Raw genomic sequence first — 19,282 nt, forward strand, 5'->3', positions numbered from 1 at the left:
GCAGGAGCTCACCGAGTACCTGACGGAGCTGTCGGGCGAGGCCGCGGCCTGGATGCGGCCCAACTTCTTCGCCAACACCCCCGACATCCTGCACGCCTACCTCCAGCACGGCGGACGCCCCGCCTTCGAGGTCCGCGCCGTGCTCGCCGCCACCCTCTCCCCCGCGTGGGGCATCTACTCCGGCTACGAACTGTGCGAGAACACCCCGCTCACACAGGGCGGCGAGGAATACCTGGACTCCGAGAAGTACCAGCTCAAACCCCGCGACTGGGAGGCCGCCGCACGCGAGGGACGGACCATCGCACCGCTCATCACCAAGCTCAACACCATCCGACGGCAGCAGCCGGCCCTGCGACAACTGCGCGATCTGCACTTCCACCACGCCGACAAGGACGCGGTGATCGTCTACTCGAAGCGGAGCGGATCGAACACGGTTCTGGTGGTCGTGAACCTCGACCCGCACCACACCCAGGAGGCCACGGTCTCGTTGGACATGCCGCAACTCGGCCTGGACTGGCACGAGTCCGTGCCGGTGCGCGACGAGCTCACCGGCGAGACCTACTACTGGGGCAGGGCCAACTATGTGCGCCTCGAACCGGGTCACAGGCCCGCGCATGTCTTCACCGTCCTGCGACCGTCCATCCCGCAGACCGGAGGGTCACCCACCATATGATCGTCAATGAGCCTGTTCCGGACACCTTCGAGGACACTCCCGCCAAGGACCGGGACCCGGAGTGGTTCAAACGCGCCGTCTTCTACGAGGTCCTGGTCCGCTCCTTCCAGGACAGCAACGGCGACGGTGTCGGCGACCTGAAGGGCCTGACCGCCAAACTGGACTACCTCCAGTGGCTCGGCGTGGACTGCCTGTGGCTGCCGCCGTTCTTCAAGTCGCCGCTGCGCGACGGCGGTTACGACGTCTCGGACTACACCGCCGTGCTCCCGGAGTTCGGTGACCTCGCCGACTTCGTGGAGTTCGTGGACGCCGCCCACCAGCGCGGCATGCGCGTGATCATCGACTTCGTCATGAACCACACCAGCGACCAGCACCCGTGGTTCCAGGAGTCGAGGCGGGACCCGGACGGTCCGTACGGGGACTACTACGTCTGGGCCGACGACGACAAGCAGTACCAGGACGCCCGGATCATCTTCGTCGACACCGAGGTCTCCAACTGGACGTACGACCCGGTACGCAAGCAGTACTACTGGCACCGCTTCTTCTCGCACCAGCCGGACCTGAACTACGAGAACCCGGCCGTGCAGGAGGAGATCATCTCCGCGCTGAAGTTCTGGCTGGATCTCGGCATCGACGGGTTGCGGCTGGACGCGGTGCCGTACCTGTACCAGCAGGAGGGCACCAACTGCGAGAACCTGCCGGCGACCCACGAGTTCCTGAAGCGGGTGCGCAAGGAGATCGACGCCCAGTACCCCGACAAGGTGCTCCTCGCCGAGGCCAACCAGTGGCCCGAGGACGTCGTCGACTACTTCGGCGACTACCAGGTCGGCGGCGACGAATGCCACATGGCCTTCCACTTCCCCGTCATGCCGCGCATCTTCATGGCCGTACGCCGGGAATCCCGCTACCCGGTCTCCGAGATCCTCGCCAAGACCCCGGCCATCCCCTCGAACTGCCAGTGGGGCATCTTCCTGCGCAACCACGACGAGCTCACCCTCGAAATGGTCACCGACGAGGAACGCGACTACATGTGGGCCGAGTATGCCAAGGACCCGCGGATGCGCGCCAACATCGGCATCCGCCGCCGCCTCGCCCCCCTGCTCGACAACGACCGCAACCAGATCGAGCTGTTCACCGCCCTGCTGCTCTCCCTGCCCGGCTCGCCGATCCTCTACTACGGCGACGAGATCGGCATGGGCGACAACATCTGGCTCGGCGACCGCGACGCCGTGCGCACCCCCATGCAGTGGACCCCCGACCGCAACGCCGGATTCTCGTCCTGTGACCCGGGACGCCTGTTCCTGCCCGCGATCATGGACCCGGTCTACGGCTTCCAGGTCACCAATGTCGAGGCGTCCATGGCCTCACCCTCCAGCCTGCTGCACTGGACCCGCCGCATGATCGAGATCCGCAAGCAGAATCCTGCCTTCGGACTGGGGTCCTACACCGAGCTGCCGTCGTCGAACCCGGCGGTGCTCGCCTTCCTGCGGGAGTACGAGGACGACCTCGTGCTGTGCGTCCACAACTTCTCCCGCTTCGCCCAGCCCACGGAGCTGGACCTGAGCCGGTTCGGCGGGCGGCACCCCGTCGAGCTGTTCGGCGGGGTCCGGTTCCCGGCGATCGGCGAACTGCCGTACCTGCTCACCCTCGCGGGACACGGCTTCTACTGGTTCCGGCTGCGCCGGGAACCCGTATAGCGCGGGCCCGGTTGGGGCGGTGCGGCGTTTCCACCGTCCCACCCGGGGCACGCATCAGTAACACCCCGACGCCCCCCGGGGAAAGGACGTGACGCCCATGGCGGAAACGGTCACCTCTTCCGGCACCACCGGTTCACTCCTCGCCTCGCTCGATCCCCTGCTGCGCGCCTGGCTGCCCCGGCAGCGCTGGTTCGCGGGCAAGGGCCGCCCGGTCACCGGGTTCACCCCCGTGTCCGTCACCGAACTGCTGCCGCCCGACGGCCGGCTGGGCCTCTACCACCTGCTGGTACGCGTCCACCAGCCCACCGTGCCCGGCGCCCCGCCGCACCCCGGCGACTGCTACCAGCTCCTCATAGGCGTGCGCGAGGCGCTGCCGCCCCGGCTGGCGCCCGCGCTGATCGGACATGTGACCGAGGGCCCGCTCGCCGGACGCACGGTGTACGAGGCCCTGTACGACACCCGGCCCGCCGACGTGCTCCTGGAGGCCCTGCGCACCCAGGCCCGCATCGGCGGGCTGCGCTTCGAGCGGGACCCGGCGCAGGAGATCCGGGCCGGGCTCGTGCCCCGGCTGATGACCGCCGAGCAGTCCAACTCGTCCGTCGTCTATGGAGATACGTTCATCCTCAAGCTGTTGCGCCGGGTGGTGCCCGGCGTCAACCCCGATCTGGAGCTCCCCCTCGCCCTGGCCCGCGAGGGCTGCCCGAGGGTGCCCGCGCCGACGGCCTGGCTGCACGCCGAGGTGGCGGCGGACGCCTACGTCCTGGCCGTGCTCCAGCCGTATGTGAGCGGCGCCGCCGACGGCTGGGAGCTGGCGCTGCGCGAACTGGCCAAGGGCGAGGACTTCGCCGCCGAGGCCCGCGCGCTGGGCCGGGCCACCGCCGAGGTCCACACCGCGCTGGCCCGGGCCCTGCCGACGGTCACCCTCGGCCACGCCCAGCTGGAGCTGCTGGTCGACGGCATGACCGAGCGGCTGGCGGCGGCCGCGCAGGCGGTGCCGGCGCTGCGGCCGTACGAGCGCGGGCTGCGCTCGGCGTACGAGGCGCTCGGCACGCTCGCCGCCGAGGGCCGCACCTGGACCGCCCAGCGCGTCCACGGCGATCTGCACCTCGGCCAGTGCCTGCGCTCGCCGTCCGGCGCCTGGTCGCTGATCGACTTCGAGGGCGAACCGGCCCGGCCGCTGGCCGAGCGGCGCATGCCGCAGCCGCCGGTGCGGGACATCGCGGGAATGCTCCGCTCCTTCGACTACGCGGCCCACTCGGCGACCCCGCCCGCCCCCGACTGGGCGCACACCTGCCGGGCCGCCTACTGCTCCGGATACGCGGAGGTCGCCGGCCGCGATCCGCGTACCGACCCGGTGCTGCTGCGGGCCTACGAGACCGACAAGGCGGTCTACGAGGTCGTCTACGAGGCCCGGCACCGGCCCGACTGGCTCCCCGTACCGCTGAACGCGGTGCGCCGCCTCGCCCTGCCCGACCAGGAGGCTCGTCCGTGACCCCCAAGGGACACAAGGAATCCAAGGCCAAGAAGGAAGCAGCGGCCAGGAGGAAGACCGCCGCCCGGAAGCCGCCGGCGCAGGAGGTCCCCGCACAGGCGCCGCCCGCCGCTGACGTCCCGCCGCGGGCACCGGCGCCCGCCGCGCCGGTCCCCGCGCAGGCGGCGGTCCCCCGTGCGGAGGTCGCCGTGTCCCCGGCCGTCGACGCCGGGGACCGCGCACGGCTGCTGCACGGCACCCACCACGATCCGCACTCCGTGCTGGGCGCGCACCCGGTGCCGGGCGGGGTCGCCTTCCGCGCGTTCCGCCCGTACGCGCGGGCGGTCACCGTGGTCTCGGGCGAGCTGCGGGCGGAGCTGCACGACGACGGCGACGGCTTCTTCTCCGCCCTGCTCCCGCTCACCGAGGTCCCCGTCTACCGGCTGCTGGTGACGTACGACGGCGCCGTGCACGAGACCGAGGACGCCTACCGCTTCCTGCCCACCCTCGGCGAGCTGGACCTGCACCTGATCGGCGAGGGCCGGCACGAACAGCTCTGGCAGGCGCTCGGCGCGCACGTCACCACCCACCAGGGCGTCACCGGCACCCGGTTCGCGGTGTGGGCGCCGAACGCGCGGGGCGTGCGGGTCACGGGCGGGTTCAACTTCTGGGACGGCACCGGTTTCCCGATGCGCTCGCTCGGCGGCACCGGGGTCTGGGAGCTGTTCGTGCCGGGGATCGGCGACGGCGAGCTGTACAAGTTCGAGATCACCCGCCCGGACGGCTCGCGCACCCTGCGCGCCGACCCGCTGGCCCGCCGTACCGAGGTCCCGCCCGCCACCTCCTCGATCGTGCACGCCTCGCACCACGAGTGGGGTGACGCGGAGTGGCTGGCGCACCGGGCGGACACCCCGGTGCACGAGGCCCCCTTCTCGGTCTACGAGGTGCACCTGCCGTCCTGGCGGCCGGGGCTGACGTACCGCCGGCTGGCCGAGCAGCTCCCGGCCTATGTCAAGGAGATGGGCTTCACCCACGTCGAGCTGATGCCGGTCGCCGAGCACCCCTTCGGCGGCTCCTGGGGCTACCAGGTCACCGGGTTCTACGCGCCGACGGCCCGGCTCGGCACCCCCGACGACTTCAAGTACCTGGTGGACAAGCTGCACCAGGCGGGCATCGGGGTGCTGATGGACTGGGTGCCGGCGCACTTCCCGCGCGACGAGTGGGCGCTCGCGGAGTTCGACGGGCGTCCGCTGTACGAGCACCACGACCCGCTGCGGGCCGCCCATCCCGACTGGGGCACGCTGGAGTTCGACTTCGGCCGGCGCGAGGTGCGCAACTTCCTCGTCGCGAACGCCGTGTACTGGTGCGAGGAGTTCCACATCGACGGGCTGCGCGTGGACGCCGTCGCCTCGATGCTCTACCTGGACTACTCGCGCGAGCCGGGCCAGTGGACGCCGAACGAGCACGGCGGCCGGGAGAACCTGGACGCGGTGGCCTTCCTCCAGGAGATGAACGCCACCGTGTACCGGCGCTGCCCGGGCGTGGTGACCGTCGCCGAGGAGTCCACGGCCTGGGACGGCGTCACCCGGCCCACCCACCACAAGGGGCCGAGCGGCTTCGGCGGGCTGGGTTTCGGCATGAAGTGGAACATGGGCTGGATGCACGACTCGCTCCAGTACATGAGCCACGATCCCGTGCACCGCGCCTACCACCACCACGAGATGACGTTCTCGATGGTGTACGCGTACAGCGAGAACTACGTCCTGCCGATCTCCCACGACGAGGTCGTCCACGGCAAGCGGTCCCTGGTGTCGAAGATGCCCGGCGACTGGTGGCAGCAACGCGCCAACCTGCGCGCCTACCTGGGCTTCATGTGGGCCCACCCCGGCAAGCAACTCCTGTTCATGGGGCAGGAGTTCGCCCAGGGCGCCGAGTGGTCCGAGGCGCACGGCCCCGACTGGTGGCTGCTGGACCCGGCGTACGGCGCCGAGGCGGACCACCGTGGTGTGCGGGACCTCGTCCGGGACCTGAACGGGGTGTACCGGGCGACCCCGGCGCTGTGGCAGCGGGACACCGACCCGGCGGGCTTCGAGTGGATCACGGGGGACGCGGCGGACGACAACGTCTTCGCGTTCCTGCGCCGCGACGCCGAGGGCACCCCGCTGCTCGCGGTCTCCCACCTGGCTCCGGTGGTCCGCCACGACTACCGCCTCGGGGTGCCGGAGGAGGTGCCGGCCTGGGTGGAGGTCCTCAACACCGACGCGGCCCGCTACGGCGGCGGCGACCTCACCCACCCGGACGTCGTCAAGCCCGAGCCCCAGCCCTGGCACGGCCGCCCGGCGAGCATCCGGCTGACCCTGCCCCCGCTGGCGACGGTGTGGCTGCGCCCGGCCTGACCGGGTGGTGCACGCCCTATAGTGGCCGCACGTCTTCGGCGGAGCACGGGGGGACTGAGGTACGTGCGGCACCACAGAGCACTGACGGCCCTGCTGTGTGCCGTGGCCGTTCTCCTGCTGGGCGGCTGCGGCACCCAGGTGGCGGGGCGGGGCAAAGGAGCGTCCCCCTCGGCGACCGGGCCGGTCCCGTGGACCCTCGGGGAGCCCTCCCGGGTCACCGCCGCCCGGATCGGCGCCGACCACCGCACGCTGAGCATCGACGTGGACGTGCCCAGCGGGGAGCACCCCTGCGTGCGGGACCTGAAGGCGGTCGACACCGACGCCGAGTACGGCGCCGTGCCGGGCAGCGTCCATGTGCAGGTCACCTTCACCTCCCCGTCCGGCGACCGGCGTTCCGGGTGCGTCGAGGAGACGACGGCCACGGCCCGGGTACGGCTGCCCGAGCCGCTGGGCGGGCGGAAGCTGGTGGTCGACAACGGCACGGTCTTCACCGCCGACGGCGCGAAGCCGCCCGCCCTGCGGATGTGCGGGCGGCTCGGCTGCCACCCGCCGGCCACCGGCTGCACCCCCGCCTCCTACGACCAGGCGCTGATCGCGGCCGGCGCGCCCATGCACACCTACCGGGACGCCGAGCACTGCGACGGCAGGTGGCTGGTCCTGGACTTCTCCTGGCGCACCGGCCCGGCGTGCGGCTCCGACGACGGCGACCCCGCCTGCTCCTCCCGGCTGGGCGACCGCTGGTTCTTCCGGGCGGAACCCTCCGGCTGGAAGCCGGTCTTCGAGAGCGCTGCCGGAGGCTGCGGGGCGGTCCGCCGCCAGGTCCCGGAATTCCCGGTCGCCCTGTGCGCGGAGCTGGCCCCCTTGTCCGCCGCGCTGCACCCGAGCCACCCACCGGCGTCGGCGCCGCCGACGGCCGGTGGCAGCTCCGCCCCGACCGCTACGGCGCGGTGACGCCCGTGGCGAGCGCCGTCGGGAGCTCGTCCGTGTAGAGCACCCCGAGCCGCTGGGTGGCCCGGGTCAGGGCGACGTACAGGTCGCTCGTGCCGTAGGCGCCCGGCTCGACCACCAGGACGGAGTCGAATTCCAGGCCCTTGGACTGCCGGGGGTCGAGCAGGACGACCGTGTGCGTCAGGTCGGGCTCGGCGCCGGCCGTGACGCCGTCCAGGCGGGCGGCCAGGGCACGGTGCAGGCCGCGCGGGGCGATCACCGCGAGCCGCCCCTCCGCCGGGGTCAGCTCGGCGACCGCCTTGGCGACCGCGCCGGGCAGGTCGTCGGTCACCCGCCGCACCCAGGGGCGTTCGCCGGTGGAGCGGACGGAGCTCGGCGGTGCGAAGTCCGGGTTCTCGGCGCGGACCACGGCCGCCGCCAGGTCCATGATCTCGGCGGGGGTGCGGTAGTTGACGCCCAGGCGGGTGTGCTCCCAGCGGTCCTCGACGTAGGGCGTGAGGATGTCCGCCCAGGAGCCGACGCCGGCCGCCTCCGCGGTCTGGGCGGGGTCGCCGACCAGGGTCATCGAGCGGGTCGGGCTGCGCCGCATCAGCAGCCGCCAGGCCATCGGCGACAGTTCCTGCGCCTCGTCCACGATGATGTGCCCGAACGCCCAGGTGCGGTCGGCGGCGGCCCGCTCGGCGGCGCTGCGGTGGTCGGCCTCCTCGTGCCGCTCGGCGAACCGCTCGGCGTCGATGATGTGGTGCGCGGCCAGGACCTCGGAGGCGTCCGGGTCGTCGTCCTCCTTGTCCTCGAACTCATAGGTCCGCGAGGCGTAGGAGACGTCCAGGACGCCCTGGGCGTAGGCCACCTGCGTCTCGCGTTCGCGTTCGGCGCGGGCGCGCACCACCCGGTCGTCCTCGCCGAGCAGCTCGGCGGCCTCGTCCAGCAGCGGGACGTCGGCGACGGTCCAGGCGCGGGTCACCGGGCGGCGGATCGCGTCGGCGTCCTCCTTCGGCAGGTGGCCGTCGGGCTCGGCGAGGAAGTCGGCGACCAGCCGCTGCGGGGTGATCCGGGGCCAGAGCCGGTCGATGGCGTCCCAGACCTCGGGGTTCTCGGCGAGTTCGTCGCGGATCTGGGTGATGTCGGAGGCGTCGAGCAGGCTGCTGCCGTCGTAGGGGTCGGTGCCCACGCGCTCGGCGTACAGCTCGGTGAGCGTGTTGAGGATGTGCCCCTCGAAGTACTCGCGGGCGACGTTGTGGGGCAGCTTGGCGGCGCGGGTGCGCTCGCGGGCGACGTTCACCAGGCCGTCGTCCAGCATGAGCACCTCGCGGTCGTGCTCGATCGCGATGACCGGGTCGGGCAGGGCCTGCCGGTCGCGTACGACGGCGGCGAGCACGTCGGCCATGCCGGCGCGGCCCTTGACGGCGGCGGCCTCGGGCGTGTCGGCGGCGGTGGCCTTCACGCCGGGGAACAGCTCGCCGACCGTGGCCAGCAGCACCCCGGTCTCGCCGAGGGAGGGCAGCACCTCGCCGATGTAGCCGAGGAAGGCCGGGTTCGGGCCGACGATGAGGACCGCGCGGCGGGCCAGCAGCTCGCGGTGCTCGTACAGCAGGTAGGCCGCGCGGTGCAGGGCGACCGCGGTCTTGCCGGTGCCGGGGCCGCCCTCCACGACCAGCACGCCCCGGTGCGGTGCCCGGATGATGCGGTCCTGGTCGGCCTGGATGGTCTGCACGATGTCGCTCATCCGGCCGGTGCGGGCCGAGTTCAGCGCGGCCAGCAGGACGGCGTCGCCGCTCGGGTCCTCGTGTCCGGTGCGGGTGGCGTCGCCGAGGTCGAGGATCTCGTCGTGCAGGGAGGTGACGGTCCGGCCCTCGGAGGCGATGTGCCGGCGGCGGCGCAGGCCCATCGGGGTGTGGCCGGTGGCCAGGTAGAAGGGGCGGGCGACGTCGGCCCGCCAGTCGATGAGGACCGGCGTGCGCTCGGCGTCGTCCTCGCGCAGCCCGATGCGGCCGATGTGGTGCTCGGTGCCGTCGGCGAGGTCGATCCGGCCGAAGCAGAGCGAGCCGTCCACGGCGTTCAGCGCGGCGAGCAGCCCGGAGCGCTCGGCGACCAGGATGTCCCGCTCCAGCCGGGCCTGCATGGGCTTGTCGCCCTGGGCGAGCGCGTCGGCGACGGAGGTCTCGGTCTCGCCGCGCAGCACGTCCACGCGCGCGTACAGTCCGTCGATGAATTCCTGCTCGTGCCGGATTTCATCGTCAGGAAAGTCGGTGTTTGACAATTCCGCTCCCGCCCGGATATACTGTGCTCAGTTAATTGCTTCGCGACTCTCCGAAATACAGTACGAATCGAAGTCGCGAATCATTGAATATACGCACAGCAATCCCCCGGGCGCAATTGCTCAGGGGATTTTTGCTGGGCGGGGCCGGTCTACAGCGGTGCGTGCGCCACGCCCGCCGACTCCTCCACCTCCAGCAGCGAGGCGCTGTGCCGTTCCTCGTCGAACTTCCGGCGTCCGCCGCGCAGCCCGAAGAGCCGCTTGGTCAGGGCGATGTAGAGGACCGCGAGGATGTTCAGCACGAGCGTGGCGATCTTCAGCCAGCTGATGTGCTCGGTGAGTTCGTAGATCTCCAGCGGCAGGAAAGCGGCCGTCGCGACCACCGTCAGGTACTCCGCCCAGCGCTTGGCGTACCAGAGGCCGACCGCCTCGACCAGCTCGATCAGCGCGTAGGCCAGCAGCAGCCCGGCGACCAGCACCAGGGTGGAGTGCCGGTAACCGAACGCCTTCTGCACGGAACCGACGACCGGCGAGTGGTCCAGGTCGTAGTGGAAGTGCCGGAAGACCGGCCGGAAGACGTCCAGGTACTCGTCGAACAGGCGGCGCACCGCGTCCTGGCTGTTGCTGAACTTCCACACCGCGACCGCGACCAGCACGATGAACACCCCGCGCACGGCCCGCTCGACGGCGAGGAAACGCAGGACGAACAGGTCCCGGAGCACCTTGCCGCGCGGCACCAGCGGCGCCTCGGCGGCCGGCCCCGAGCCGTGCGGCTCGCCGAGCACGAAGTCACCGCAGCGCAGACACCGCCAGGCCTCCCCGAGCGCGGTCCGCGCGTGCAGCCGGATCCGCAGCCGGGGGTCGTCCGGCGCGTAGGTCACATGGCCCTTGCGCGCGCAGGTCCGCCGGTCCCAGTCGATCTTCATCCCCCATGCCTCCGCACTCGTATGGACACCACCCGTACGGACGCCGTACACGAACGTGCCGTTCCGGTTGATCCGGAACGGCACGGACGGGACAGGAGCCGGTCAGCGGGCCGCGCTGTCCACCAGCTCCTCCTCCTCGGTCGCGGCCTCCGGCGCGCCGGCCTCGCGGCGCGGCAGCAGGACGGCCACCAGGACGGTGCCGATACCGAGGATCACCGCGCCGACCATACTGGTGTGGGCGACCGCGTCGGAGAAGGCGGAGCCCACCGCGTCGGCCATCTGCCGGGCACCGGCGGCCAGCTCACCGGCCTGCTGCTTGAGCTGCGCGGCCTGCTGCGGGTCGCTCGCCTGCTGGGCCCGCGCGGCGGCCTGCTGCGCCTTCTCGCCGATGCCCTGGGCGACGGCGTACCCGGCGCCGACCGAGTCCTGTGCGGTGTCCAGGGCGCTCGCCGGGAGCTTGCTGCCGGCGGTGGCGTCGCTCAGGTGGTCGCCGTAGGAGGTGGCGAGCAGGGAGCCGAGGATCGCGATGCCGAGCGAGCCGCCCAGCTCCAGCGAGGTGTCGTTGACGGCGCCGCCGACGCCCAGCTCGGACTCCGGGAACGCGCCCATGATGGCGTCGGTGCAGGGCGAGAGGGCGAGGCCGATGGCGAGGCCCAGGATGATCAGGGGCGCCACGAAGTCGCCGTAGGCGGAGTTCGCGTCCACCCGGGTGAGCAGGGCGAGGGCGGTCGTACCGCCGACCATGCCCGCGCTCACGGTCCACTTCATGCCGACGCGCGGGGTGAGCCAGCCGGTCAGGGCCGAGCCGACGAAGACGGCGCCGGCGAGCGGCAGCATGCGCACACCGGTCTGAAGGGCGTCGTAGCCGAGGACGAACTGGAGGTGCTGGGTGAGGTAGTAGAAGGCGCCGAAGACGGCGAGGAAGAACAGGGCGACGGCGAGGTTGGAGCCGGCGAACCGGCGGCCGGTGAAGCGGCGCACGTCCAGGATGGGGCGCGGGTGGCGCAGCTCCCACAGCACGAAGGCGACCAGGCCGGTGCCCGCGACCACCGCCGCCGCGACGGCCTTGGTGCCCCAGCCGAAGTGCGGGCCCTCGATGATCATGTAGACGAGCGCGCCGGTCCAGAGCACCGACAGCAGCCCGCCGACGTAGTCGATGCGGTCGTGGTGGCCGGCCCGGGACGGCGGGACGAGGACGAAGGCGGCGACGATCGCGACGGCCGCGACGGGCACGTTGATCAGGAAGGTCGAGGACCAGCCGTGGTCGCGCAGCAGGGCGCCGGCGACGACCGGTCCGGCGGCGATGGCGAGCCCGGCGGTGGCGGTCCACAGCGTGATCGCCTTGGCCCGCTCGGCGCGCGGGAAGGTCGCGGCCAGCAGGGAGAGCGTGGCCGGCATGATCAGCGCGGCGCCGACGCCCATCACGGCGCGGGCCGCGATGACGGTCGCCGCGCTGTCGGCGAGGTACCCGAAGACGGCCCCGCCGCCGAACACCAGCAGACCGAGGACGAGCGCCCCGCGCCGGCTGTACTTGTCGCCGATCGCGCCGAGCAGCAGCATCAGCGCCGCGTAGGGGACGGTGTAGCCGTCGATCACCCACTGGAGGTCGGCGCTGGAGAGCCCCAGGTCCCGGGTCATGTCGGGCGCCGCGACCGTGAGGGCGGTGTTCGCCATCACGATGATCAGCAGGCTGAGGCAGAGCACCAGCAGCGCCCACCACCGCCGGGCGTAGGGGCGGTCCGTCCTCTCGACCGGTTCGGTCATGACGAGTCGCATGGCAGGGGTCGCCTTCCTCGGGTACGCGACAGGACTTGCACAGTGGCGTGCAATTGCACAACCATGTGCAATGTACGACGCTGCACAGCACTGTGCAAGTCGACCGGAAAACGCCCGGCAAACCTCCGGGGAGGCACAATGACCGCTATGACCACGGGTAACACCAGCCGTGCCGATGCCAACCGGCGCCGCATCCTCGACGTCGCCCTCGCCGAACTGCTGCGCGATCCGGACGCCTCGATGGACCAGATCGCGCGCGCGGCAGGGGTCGTACGACGGACGGTCTACGGCCACTTCCCCAGCCGCGAGGCGCTCATCAGCACCCTGGTCGACGGAGCCGTGGAGGCGCTGGCGGACGCGGACGCCCGGGCCGGCGCCCACGTGAGCGACCCGGCGGAGACGGTGGCCCGCTCGGTGCTCGCGCTGTGGCCGGTCGCCGACCGCTACCGGCTGCTGATCGCCCTGGCCCAGCGCACGGTCACCGTGCAGGGCATCCGCGAACGCCTCGCACCCCTGCGCGAGAACAAGATCCGCCTCCTCCAGCGCGGCCTGGACGAAGGCGTCTTCAGCTCCCCGCTGCCCGCGCCGGCCCTCGCGTACGTGCACGAGCAGATGCTGTTCGCGGTGATGGAGGCGGTGAACGACGGACTCCTGGCAGCGCAGGAGGCGGGCCGCTCCGCCACGGTCGCCGTTCTGACCGCGGCGGGCGTACCCGCCTCACGGGCCACCGAGCTGGTGGCCGGGGTGTCCTAGCGAAGAGGGAGTACCGCGGGAAAAGGAGCCGGGCGGCTGAGGCACGGGGGAGCCTCAGCCGCCCGGCGGCGGTACCCGGACGCCCGGCCCCGGTTCAGGCGGGGCCGGACGTCCGGAACTTCGGAGTGGATCAGGCCTTGGCGAGTTCCTTCTCGCCGTCCTCCCGAGGCTCGGGAACCTCCTTCACCCCGGCCCCGCCCTCGTCCAGCAGCGTGGTCTCGTCGAACGGCAGCTCCCCGGCCAGCACCCGCCGTACCCGGACCGTGTCGATCTCCTTGGTCCACGTGCCGACCAGCACCGTCGCGACCGCGTTGCCCGCGAAGTTCGTCAGCGCCCGCGCCTCGCTCATGAACCGGTCGATGCCGACGATCAGCCCGACCCCGTCCACCAGCGCCGGCTTGTGCGACTGGAGACCGCCGGCCAGGGTGGCGAGGCCCGCGCCGCTGACACCGGCCGCGCCCTTCGAGGCCAGCAGCAGGAACAGCAGCAGCGGGATCTGCTCGCCGACCGACATCGGCGTGCCCAGCGCGTCCGCGATGTACAGCGACGCCATGGTCATGTAGATCATCGTGCCGTCGAGGTTGAACGAGTACCCGGTCGGCACGGTGATGCCGACGACCGGCCGGCTGACGCCCAGGTGCTCCATCTTCGCGATCAGCCGCGGCAGCGCGGACTCCGACGACGAGGTCGACAGGATCAGCAGGAACTCGCGGGCAAGGTACTTGAACAGGGAGAAGACGTTCAGACCCGCGACGACCCGGAGCAGCGCGCCCAGCACGACGAAGACGAACAGGAAGCAGGTGACGTAGAAGCCGAGCATCAGCACGGCGAGGCTCTTGAGCGCGTCGACGCCGGCCGAACCGACCACCGCCGCGATGGCACCGAACGCACCGATCGGCGCGGCCCACATCACCATGGACAGGATGCGGAAGACGAGCCGCTGGATGTGCTCGATGCCGCGCAGCACCGGCTGTCCGGCCGAGCCCATGGCCTGGAGCGCGAACCCGGCGAGCAGGGCCACCAGCAGTGTCTGGAGCACCTGGCCCTCGGTGAAGGCGGAGACGAACGTGGTCGGGATGATCGACAGCACGAAGTCGACGGGCGGCAGCGCGTCGGCGGACACCTGGTCGTGTCCGGTCGCCTTGATGGCGTTGGTGAGGTGCAGCCCGTCGCCCGGGTGCAGCACGTTGCCGACCACGAGCCCGATGGCGAGCGCGACGAGCGACATCACGAGGAAGTAGCCGAGGGCGATACCGCCGACGGCGCCGACCTTGGCGGCCTTCCGTACCGATCCGATGCCGAGCACGATCGTGCAGAAGATGATCGGCGAGATCATCATCTTGATCAGGTTCACGAACCCGGTGCCCAGCGGCTTCAGCTCCACCGCGGCATCGGGCCAGATCAGGCCCACGCCGATGCCGAGCGCGACCGCCACGATGACGGCGATGTACAGGTAATGGGTCCGGTCCCGCTTCACGCGGGGTGCGGCAGGTGCCGTATCGGGAGTGCTGGCGGCCACGACTGCCCTCCTTGACGTCTTCGTCGGCGAACTACCGGCGTGCGGCTCACGTCCGGGCGTTTCTGGGGAATGCCGTGACTATCTCCCGGCCTGTGAGGGCGGTCACCCTTCCGTTCATTTAGTTCACGCTTAACCGGGGAGGCACACTGCTGACATGCGCGTCCCCACCCTTCCGCGGCCCCGGAGCCTGGCCGGCCAGCTGTTCGCCATGCAGGCCGTGCTGATAGCGGTGGTCGTGGCCGGGTACGCGCTGTTCACCTACGTCAGCGACCAGCGGCAGGCCGAGGACGCCGCCGCCCGGCAGGCCACGGCGGTGGCCCGGTCGATCGCCGACTCCCCCTCGGTCCGCGAGGCGATCCGCACCCCCGACCCCACGGCCCGGCTGGAGCCGTACGCCCTCCAGGTCATGCGGGACGCCAACGTCGACTTCGTGACGATCATGAACCCGTCCGGCATCCGCTGGACCCACCCCGACCGGAACCAGATCGGCAAACGCTTCCTCGGCAACATCGGCCCCGCCCAGCACGGCCGTACCTTCACCGAGACCTACACCGGCACCCTCGGCGCGTCCGTCCGCGCGGTGACCCCCATCTCGGACAACGGCCGGATCGTCGGCCTGGTGAGCGCCGGCATCAAGGTGGAGACGATCAGCGCCCGGGTCCAGGACCAGGTCGCGGCCCTGCTCGGGGTGGCGGGCGTGGCCCTGCTGCTGGGCGCGGTCGGCACGTACGTGGTCAACGCCCGGCTCCGCCGCCACACCCACGGTATGAACGCCACCGAGCTGAGCCGGATGCACGACTACCACCAGGCGGCGCTGCACGCCGTCCGCGAGGGGCTGCTGATGCTGGACGGCGCCTACCGGGTGGCGCTGATCAACGACGGCGGCCGGGAGCTGCTGGGAGTGGGCCCGGAGGAGGGCGTGGTCGGCCGCTCGGTGGCCGACCTGGGCCTGCCCGCCCCGCTGACGGGCGCCCTGCTGTCCTCGGAGCCCCGCGTGGACGAGGTGCACCTGACGGCGTCCCGGGTGCTGGTCGTGAACACGTCGCCGGTGTCGGGCGGTGAACACCGGGGCACGGTCGTGACACTCCGCGACGTCACCGAACTCCAGTCGCTGATGGGTGAGCTGGACTCGGAGCGGGGCTTCACCCAGGCGCTGCGCTCGCAGGCGCACGAGGCCGCGAACCGCCTGCACACGGTCGTCTCCCTGATCGAACTGGGCCGGGCCGAGGAAGCGGTGGAGTTCGCCACGGCCGAGCTGGAACTGGCGCAGGCCCTGACCGACCAGGTGGTGGCGGCGGTCGGCGAGCCGGTGCTGGCCGCGCTGCTGCTGGGCAAGACCGCGCAGGCGAACGAGCGGGGCGTGGAGCTGGTGGTCTCACCGGACAGCCGGCTGGACGACGGCCTGCTCCCGCAGAGCCTGTCCGCCCGCGACCTGGTGACGATCCTCGGCAACCTGATCGACAACGCCGTGGACGCGGCGCAGGGCAGCGCGCGGGCCCGGGTGACCGTGACGGCGTACGCTACGGCCGCCGAAGTGGTGCTCCGGGTGTCGGACACCGGCCCGGGGGTCGACCCCGCCCATGCCGGCCTGGTGTTCCAGCGGGGGTTCTCCACGAAGCCGGCCGAACCCGGCGGACGGGGGCTCGGGCTGGCCCTGGTCCGGCAGGCGGTGAACCGCCACGAGGGCACGTTGACGGTGGCCGAGGCGGAGGAGGGCGGAGCGGTGTTCGAGGTGCGGTTGCCGTTGCGCACGGCCACGGGCGGTGCCGGATGACCGACGAGCAGCAGCCCATCCGCGTCCTCGTCGTCGAGGACGACCCGGTGGCCGCCGACGCGCACGTGATGTACGTCGGCCGGGTGCCGGGGTTCGTCGCGGTCGGGAAGGCGCACACGGGGGCGGAGGCACGGCGCCTCCTGGACCGCACACCGGTGGACCTCCTGCTGCTGGACCTGCACCTGCCCGACGTCCACGGCCTGCAACTGGCCCGGTCCCTGCGGGCGGCCGGGCACCACGCGGACGTGATAGCGGTGACGTCGGCGCGCGACCTGGCGGTGGTACGGGAAGGCGTCTCCCTGGGCGTCGTCCAGTACGTCCTGAAACCGTTCACGTTCGCCACGTTGCGCGACCGGCTGGTCCGGTACGCCGAGTTCCACGCGGCGGTGGGCGAGGCGAGCGGCCAGGACGAGGTCGACCGCGCCCTGGCGACCCTGCGCGCCCCGACCCCGGCGGCCCTGCCGAAGGGGCTGAGCGGGCCGACGCTGGAACGGGTGACGTCCGCGCTGCGGGAGGCGGCTTCGGAGGGGCTCACGGCGGCCGGGGTCGCCGAGGCGGTGGGCATCTCCCGGATCACCGCACGCCGCTACCTGGAGCACCTGGTGGACGCGGGAAGGGCCGGGCGGAGTCCGCTGTACGGGCAGGTGGGACGACCGGAGCTGGTGTACCGGTGGGTGCCTCAGGGGCGGTGAGGGCGGCGGCTGCGGCGCGGGCTCGGGCGGCTTCTTCGGGGGCGTTGGCTCGGGCGAAGGCGTCGGCGGCCTGGAGGTAGTGGGCGCGGGCCTCGGCTGGGCGGTGGGTCTCGATTCCCAGGTTTTCAAGGGTCGTACGCTTCCATCGCCTGGTCGATCTGGCCTTTCGCTGCCAGTGCGTTGCCGAAGTTGTGCCACGCCTCCGCCTCGCCCCGGCGATCGCCCAGGTCCCGAAGCAGATCGCGTGACCGGACGTGGGCGGCTATGGCCTCGTCGACGCGGCCAGATTCGTGCAGGGCGACGCCGAGGTTGTTCCACGCCATGGCCTGACAACGGCGATTACCGATGGCGTGCGCGGCCTTCTGGGCGGCACTGCCGACGCCGATCGCGTCATCGAAATGGCGACGCCACCGGAGGTAACCGCTCAGGCACAGGGCCAGACGCATGGCCGTATCGACGTGCTTCCCCTCCCGGGCCCGGTGCACGGCGGCCACCAGTCCGGCACGCTCTCTGTCCAGCCACGCGTGCTCAGGCCCCGCACCCAGCGCCCGCAGCAGGGACTGCAACGCCTGGTCCGCCGTGACCGGAGCGTCGTCGTAGCCGTGCAGGTCCACGAAGAGCACGCCCCCCGGGAACCACCCGGCCTCCCGCGCCGCGTACGCCGCCTGCACCGCGAGCGCCGTCTTGCCGATGCCGCCGAGTCCGGAGACGGCGGTGACGAGGACGGCCTGTTCCCCACCGGGGCCGGAGGGATCGAGCGCGGCCCGCAGCCGCCCCAACTCCTCGTCCCGGCCGGTGAATCCGGCAGCCGGCGGCGGCAACGCGTCCAGCGCGGTCGGCGCGGGGCGCCTGCTGCCGGTACTCCGCCTTGCCGATGACCGGCCCGCGGAAGTCCCCGCCCCGGAAGTCGACGACATCGCTCACCCGGCCCCGCCCCCCGCCCCGAACGGCACGGCGTACTGCACCACGCACACCCCCAGCCCCACGACCGCGACCGCCTCCAGCACGGACACGACCACCAGCCCGGCGGGGACGTGACCGCCCACCCAGTACACGACGAGCGCGCTCAACGGCACGACGCAGAAGGCCAGCAGGTCCACCACGCACTGCACGACCTTGCGGGAGACGCGCCGGGCGTCCCCCCGGTGCGCGGTCTCCCAGCGGAAGGCCGCGTCACCCCCGGCCTGCGCCAGCTCCGCGAGCCGGGGTCCCAGGTCCCCCCGCACATACGCCCCGATCGCCGAGATCTTCTGGTCGTTGACGAGGTACGTCCAGCCGAGGACGACGCACACCGGCGGCAGCGCGAGCAGCATCGCCGTCTGTCTGGCCTGGGCCGCCGCGGCGATGACGGCGGCCACCACGGTCAGGGTGACGTACAGCAGGTTGTCCCGGAAGCCGATCCGCGTCTTCTGCTCGTCCTTGACGGTCTGGTACTCGGCGAGCAGCAACTGCCCCACGGTGACGTCTCGTTCCGGCACGTAAGCCCCTTCCCCCGGCAGTACCGGCAGTACCTTATGAGTGTGCAGGAGACTCGACCCACCGTTCTCGTCCTGACCGCGCTGCCCCTCGAATACGCCGCTGTGCGGGCGTACCTCCCGGAGCGGGTCGAACGCGTCCACCCCACGGGAACCCGCGTCGAGACGGGCCGGCTGCCGGACAGCTCCTGGCACCTGGCGATCAGCGAGCTGGGCGTGGGGGCCGAGCGTGCCGCCGCGCTCACGACCCAGCTCATCGACTGGCTGCACCCCGAGGCCGTCCTCTTCGTGGGGGTCGCGGGGAGCCTGAAGGACGGCATCGGGATCGGCGACATCGTGGTGGGCACGCAGATCTACGAGATCCACGGCGGGAAGCAGACGGACGAGGGCTTCAAGGTCCGCCCCAAGGCCCTGCCCAGTTCGCACGCGCTGGAGCAGGCGGCCCGGTCGGCCGCGCGTGACCTGGCGGACGTGCGGGTGCACTTCGCGCCGATCGCCACCGGTGACGTGGTGCTGGCCGACTCCGAGTCCGGCATCGCACGGCACATCGAGAGGCATTACAACGACGCCGGGGCGATCGAGATGGAGGGTTCCGGCGCGGCCAACGCGGCGCACCTCAGCGGGCGTCTGGACGCGCTCGTCGTCCGGGGCGTCAGCGACCGGGCGAACGCGCGCAAGGCCGAGGCGGACGCCGGGGGCTCGCAGCAGCGGGCGGCGGCCCACGCGGCCTCGGTGACGGTGGCGGTGCTGCGCAGACACCTGCCGCGCGGTGGCCGTTCCGCCGACTCCGAGGAGGATCCTCAAGGACGCGGCGGCGGTGACCACATCGACTTCCGGGGCGGCGTCTTCCACGGGACCGTCGTCGGGAAGCGGACCGGAACCCGCTAAGGGACCGGTCCACGGGCCGGCGCCCCGGGCCAGTGCG

General features: G+C 72.0%; 14 protein-coding genes and 1 pseudogene. 9 read left to right on the top strand and 6 right to left on the bottom strand.

All coding sequences use genetic code 11. From position 1 onward, the window contains the following. From AQJ11_RS22680 to AQJ11_RS22700, 5 genes and pseudogenes are all read left to right on the top strand, one after another. Positions 1–673: pseudogene (locus AQJ11_RS22680) on the top strand (alpha-1,4-glucan--maltose-1-phosphate maltosyltransferase); the annotation flags it as partial. Next, positions 670–2,370, top strand: a complete 1,701-nt coding sequence (gene treS, locus AQJ11_RS22685) for a maltose alpha-D-glucosyltransferase (protein ID WP_059264182.1) — start codon at positions 670–672, stop codon at positions 2,368–2,370. The pseudogene AQJ11_RS22680 and the gene treS, both read left to right, overlap by 4 nt. A gap of 97 nt (positions 2,371–2,467) precedes the next feature. Beyond that, complete coding sequence (locus AQJ11_RS22690) at positions 2,468–3,862, top strand: maltokinase N-terminal cap-like domain-containing protein (protein ID WP_208616587.1); 1,395 nt, start codon at positions 2,468–2,470, stop codon at positions 3,860–3,862. Further along, positions 3,859–6,237: a 1,4-alpha-glucan branching enzyme gene (gene glgB, locus AQJ11_RS22695; RefSeq protein ID WP_079082381.1), complete on the top strand. Its 2,379-nt coding sequence runs from the start codon at positions 3,859–3,861 to the stop codon at positions 6,235–6,237. Before AQJ11_RS22690 ends, glgB begins: the two co-directional genes overlap by 4 nt. Positions 6,238–6,300: 63 nt before the next feature. After that, complete coding sequence (locus AQJ11_RS22700; protein WP_244218320.1) at positions 6,301–7,188, top strand: hypothetical protein; 888 nt, start codon at positions 6,301–6,303, stop codon at positions 7,186–7,188. Here AQJ11_RS22700 and AQJ11_RS22705 read toward each other — a convergent pair. The 3 genes from AQJ11_RS22705 to AQJ11_RS22715 form a co-directional block, all read right to left on the bottom strand. Beyond that, the gene (locus AQJ11_RS22705; protein ID WP_208616592.1) at positions 7,175–9,415 is read right to left on the bottom strand and encodes a HelD family protein; all 2,241 of its coding nucleotides are present in this window, start codon (positions 9,413–9,415) and stop codon (positions 7,175–7,177) included. The two genes, AQJ11_RS22700 and AQJ11_RS22705, sit on opposite strands and share 14 nt — an antisense overlap. 179 nt (positions 9,416–9,594) lie before the next feature. Next, positions 9,595–10,368: a DUF2127 domain-containing protein gene (locus AQJ11_RS22710; RefSeq protein ID WP_059264185.1), complete on the bottom strand. Its 774-nt coding sequence runs from the start codon at positions 10,366–10,368 to the stop codon at positions 9,595–9,597. 102 nt (positions 10,369–10,470) lie between these two features. Next, entirely contained in the window at positions 10,471–12,144 is a 1,674-nt protein-coding gene (locus AQJ11_RS22715) for an MFS transporter (RefSeq protein WP_059264186.1), read from the bottom strand. A 138-nt stretch (positions 12,145–12,282) separates the two neighbouring features. Here AQJ11_RS22715 and AQJ11_RS22720 point away from each other — a divergent pair, with 138 nt between their 5' ends. After that, positions 12,283–12,897, top strand: a complete 615-nt coding sequence (locus AQJ11_RS22720) for a TetR/AcrR family transcriptional regulator (protein WP_014675073.1) — start codon at positions 12,283–12,285, stop codon at positions 12,895–12,897. Positions 12,898–13,027: 130 nt separating this feature from the next. Here the strand turns inward: AQJ11_RS22720 and AQJ11_RS22725 are convergent, their stop codons facing one another. Next, on the bottom strand, positions 13,028–14,416 hold the full coding sequence (locus AQJ11_RS22725; protein WP_014675072.1) for a C4-dicarboxylate transporter DctA: 1,389 nt from the start codon (positions 14,414–14,416) through the stop codon (positions 13,028–13,030). A gap of 154 nt (positions 14,417–14,570) precedes the next feature. Here AQJ11_RS22725 and AQJ11_RS22730 point away from each other — a divergent pair, with 154 nt between their 5' ends. Further along, the gene (locus AQJ11_RS22730) at positions 14,571–16,190 is read left to right on the top strand and encodes a sensor histidine kinase (RefSeq protein ID WP_014675071.1); all 1,620 of its coding nucleotides are present in this window, start codon (positions 14,571–14,573) and stop codon (positions 16,188–16,190) included. Next, the gene (locus tag AQJ11_RS22735; RefSeq protein WP_014675070.1) at positions 16,187–16,882 is read left to right on the top strand and encodes a response regulator; all 696 of its coding nucleotides are present in this window, start codon (positions 16,187–16,189) and stop codon (positions 16,880–16,882) included. The genes AQJ11_RS22730 and AQJ11_RS22735 overlap by 4 nt, the downstream gene beginning before the upstream one ends. A gap of 125 nt (positions 16,883–17,007) precedes the next feature. On the opposite strand, the gene AQJ11_RS22740 is transcribed toward AQJ11_RS22735, so the two are convergent. Both AQJ11_RS22740 and AQJ11_RS22745 read right to left on the bottom strand, forming a co-directional pair. Continuing rightward, the gene (locus AQJ11_RS22740; RefSeq protein ID WP_079082382.1) at positions 17,008–17,703 is read right to left on the bottom strand and encodes a tetratricopeptide repeat protein; all 696 of its coding nucleotides are present in this window, start codon (positions 17,701–17,703) and stop codon (positions 17,008–17,010) included. 99 nt (positions 17,704–17,802) lie between these two features. Further along, the gene (locus tag AQJ11_RS22745) at positions 17,803–18,360 is read right to left on the bottom strand and encodes a hypothetical protein (protein ID WP_014675068.1); all 558 of its coding nucleotides are present in this window, start codon (positions 18,358–18,360) and stop codon (positions 17,803–17,805) included. 36 nt (positions 18,361–18,396) lie between these two features. Here AQJ11_RS22745 and AQJ11_RS22750 point away from each other — a divergent pair, with 36 nt between their 5' ends. Then, entirely contained in the window at positions 18,397–19,245 is an 849-nt protein-coding gene (locus AQJ11_RS22750; RefSeq protein ID WP_107120862.1) for a 5'-methylthioadenosine/S-adenosylhomocysteine nucleosidase family protein, read from the top strand. Positions 19,246–19,282 lie beyond the last annotated feature (37 nt).

Origin of the sequence: Streptomyces corchorusii, assembly GCF_001514055.1 — a bacterium.
GTDB lineage: Bacteria > Actinomycetota > Actinomycetes > Streptomycetales > Streptomycetaceae > Streptomyces > Streptomyces olivaceoviridis.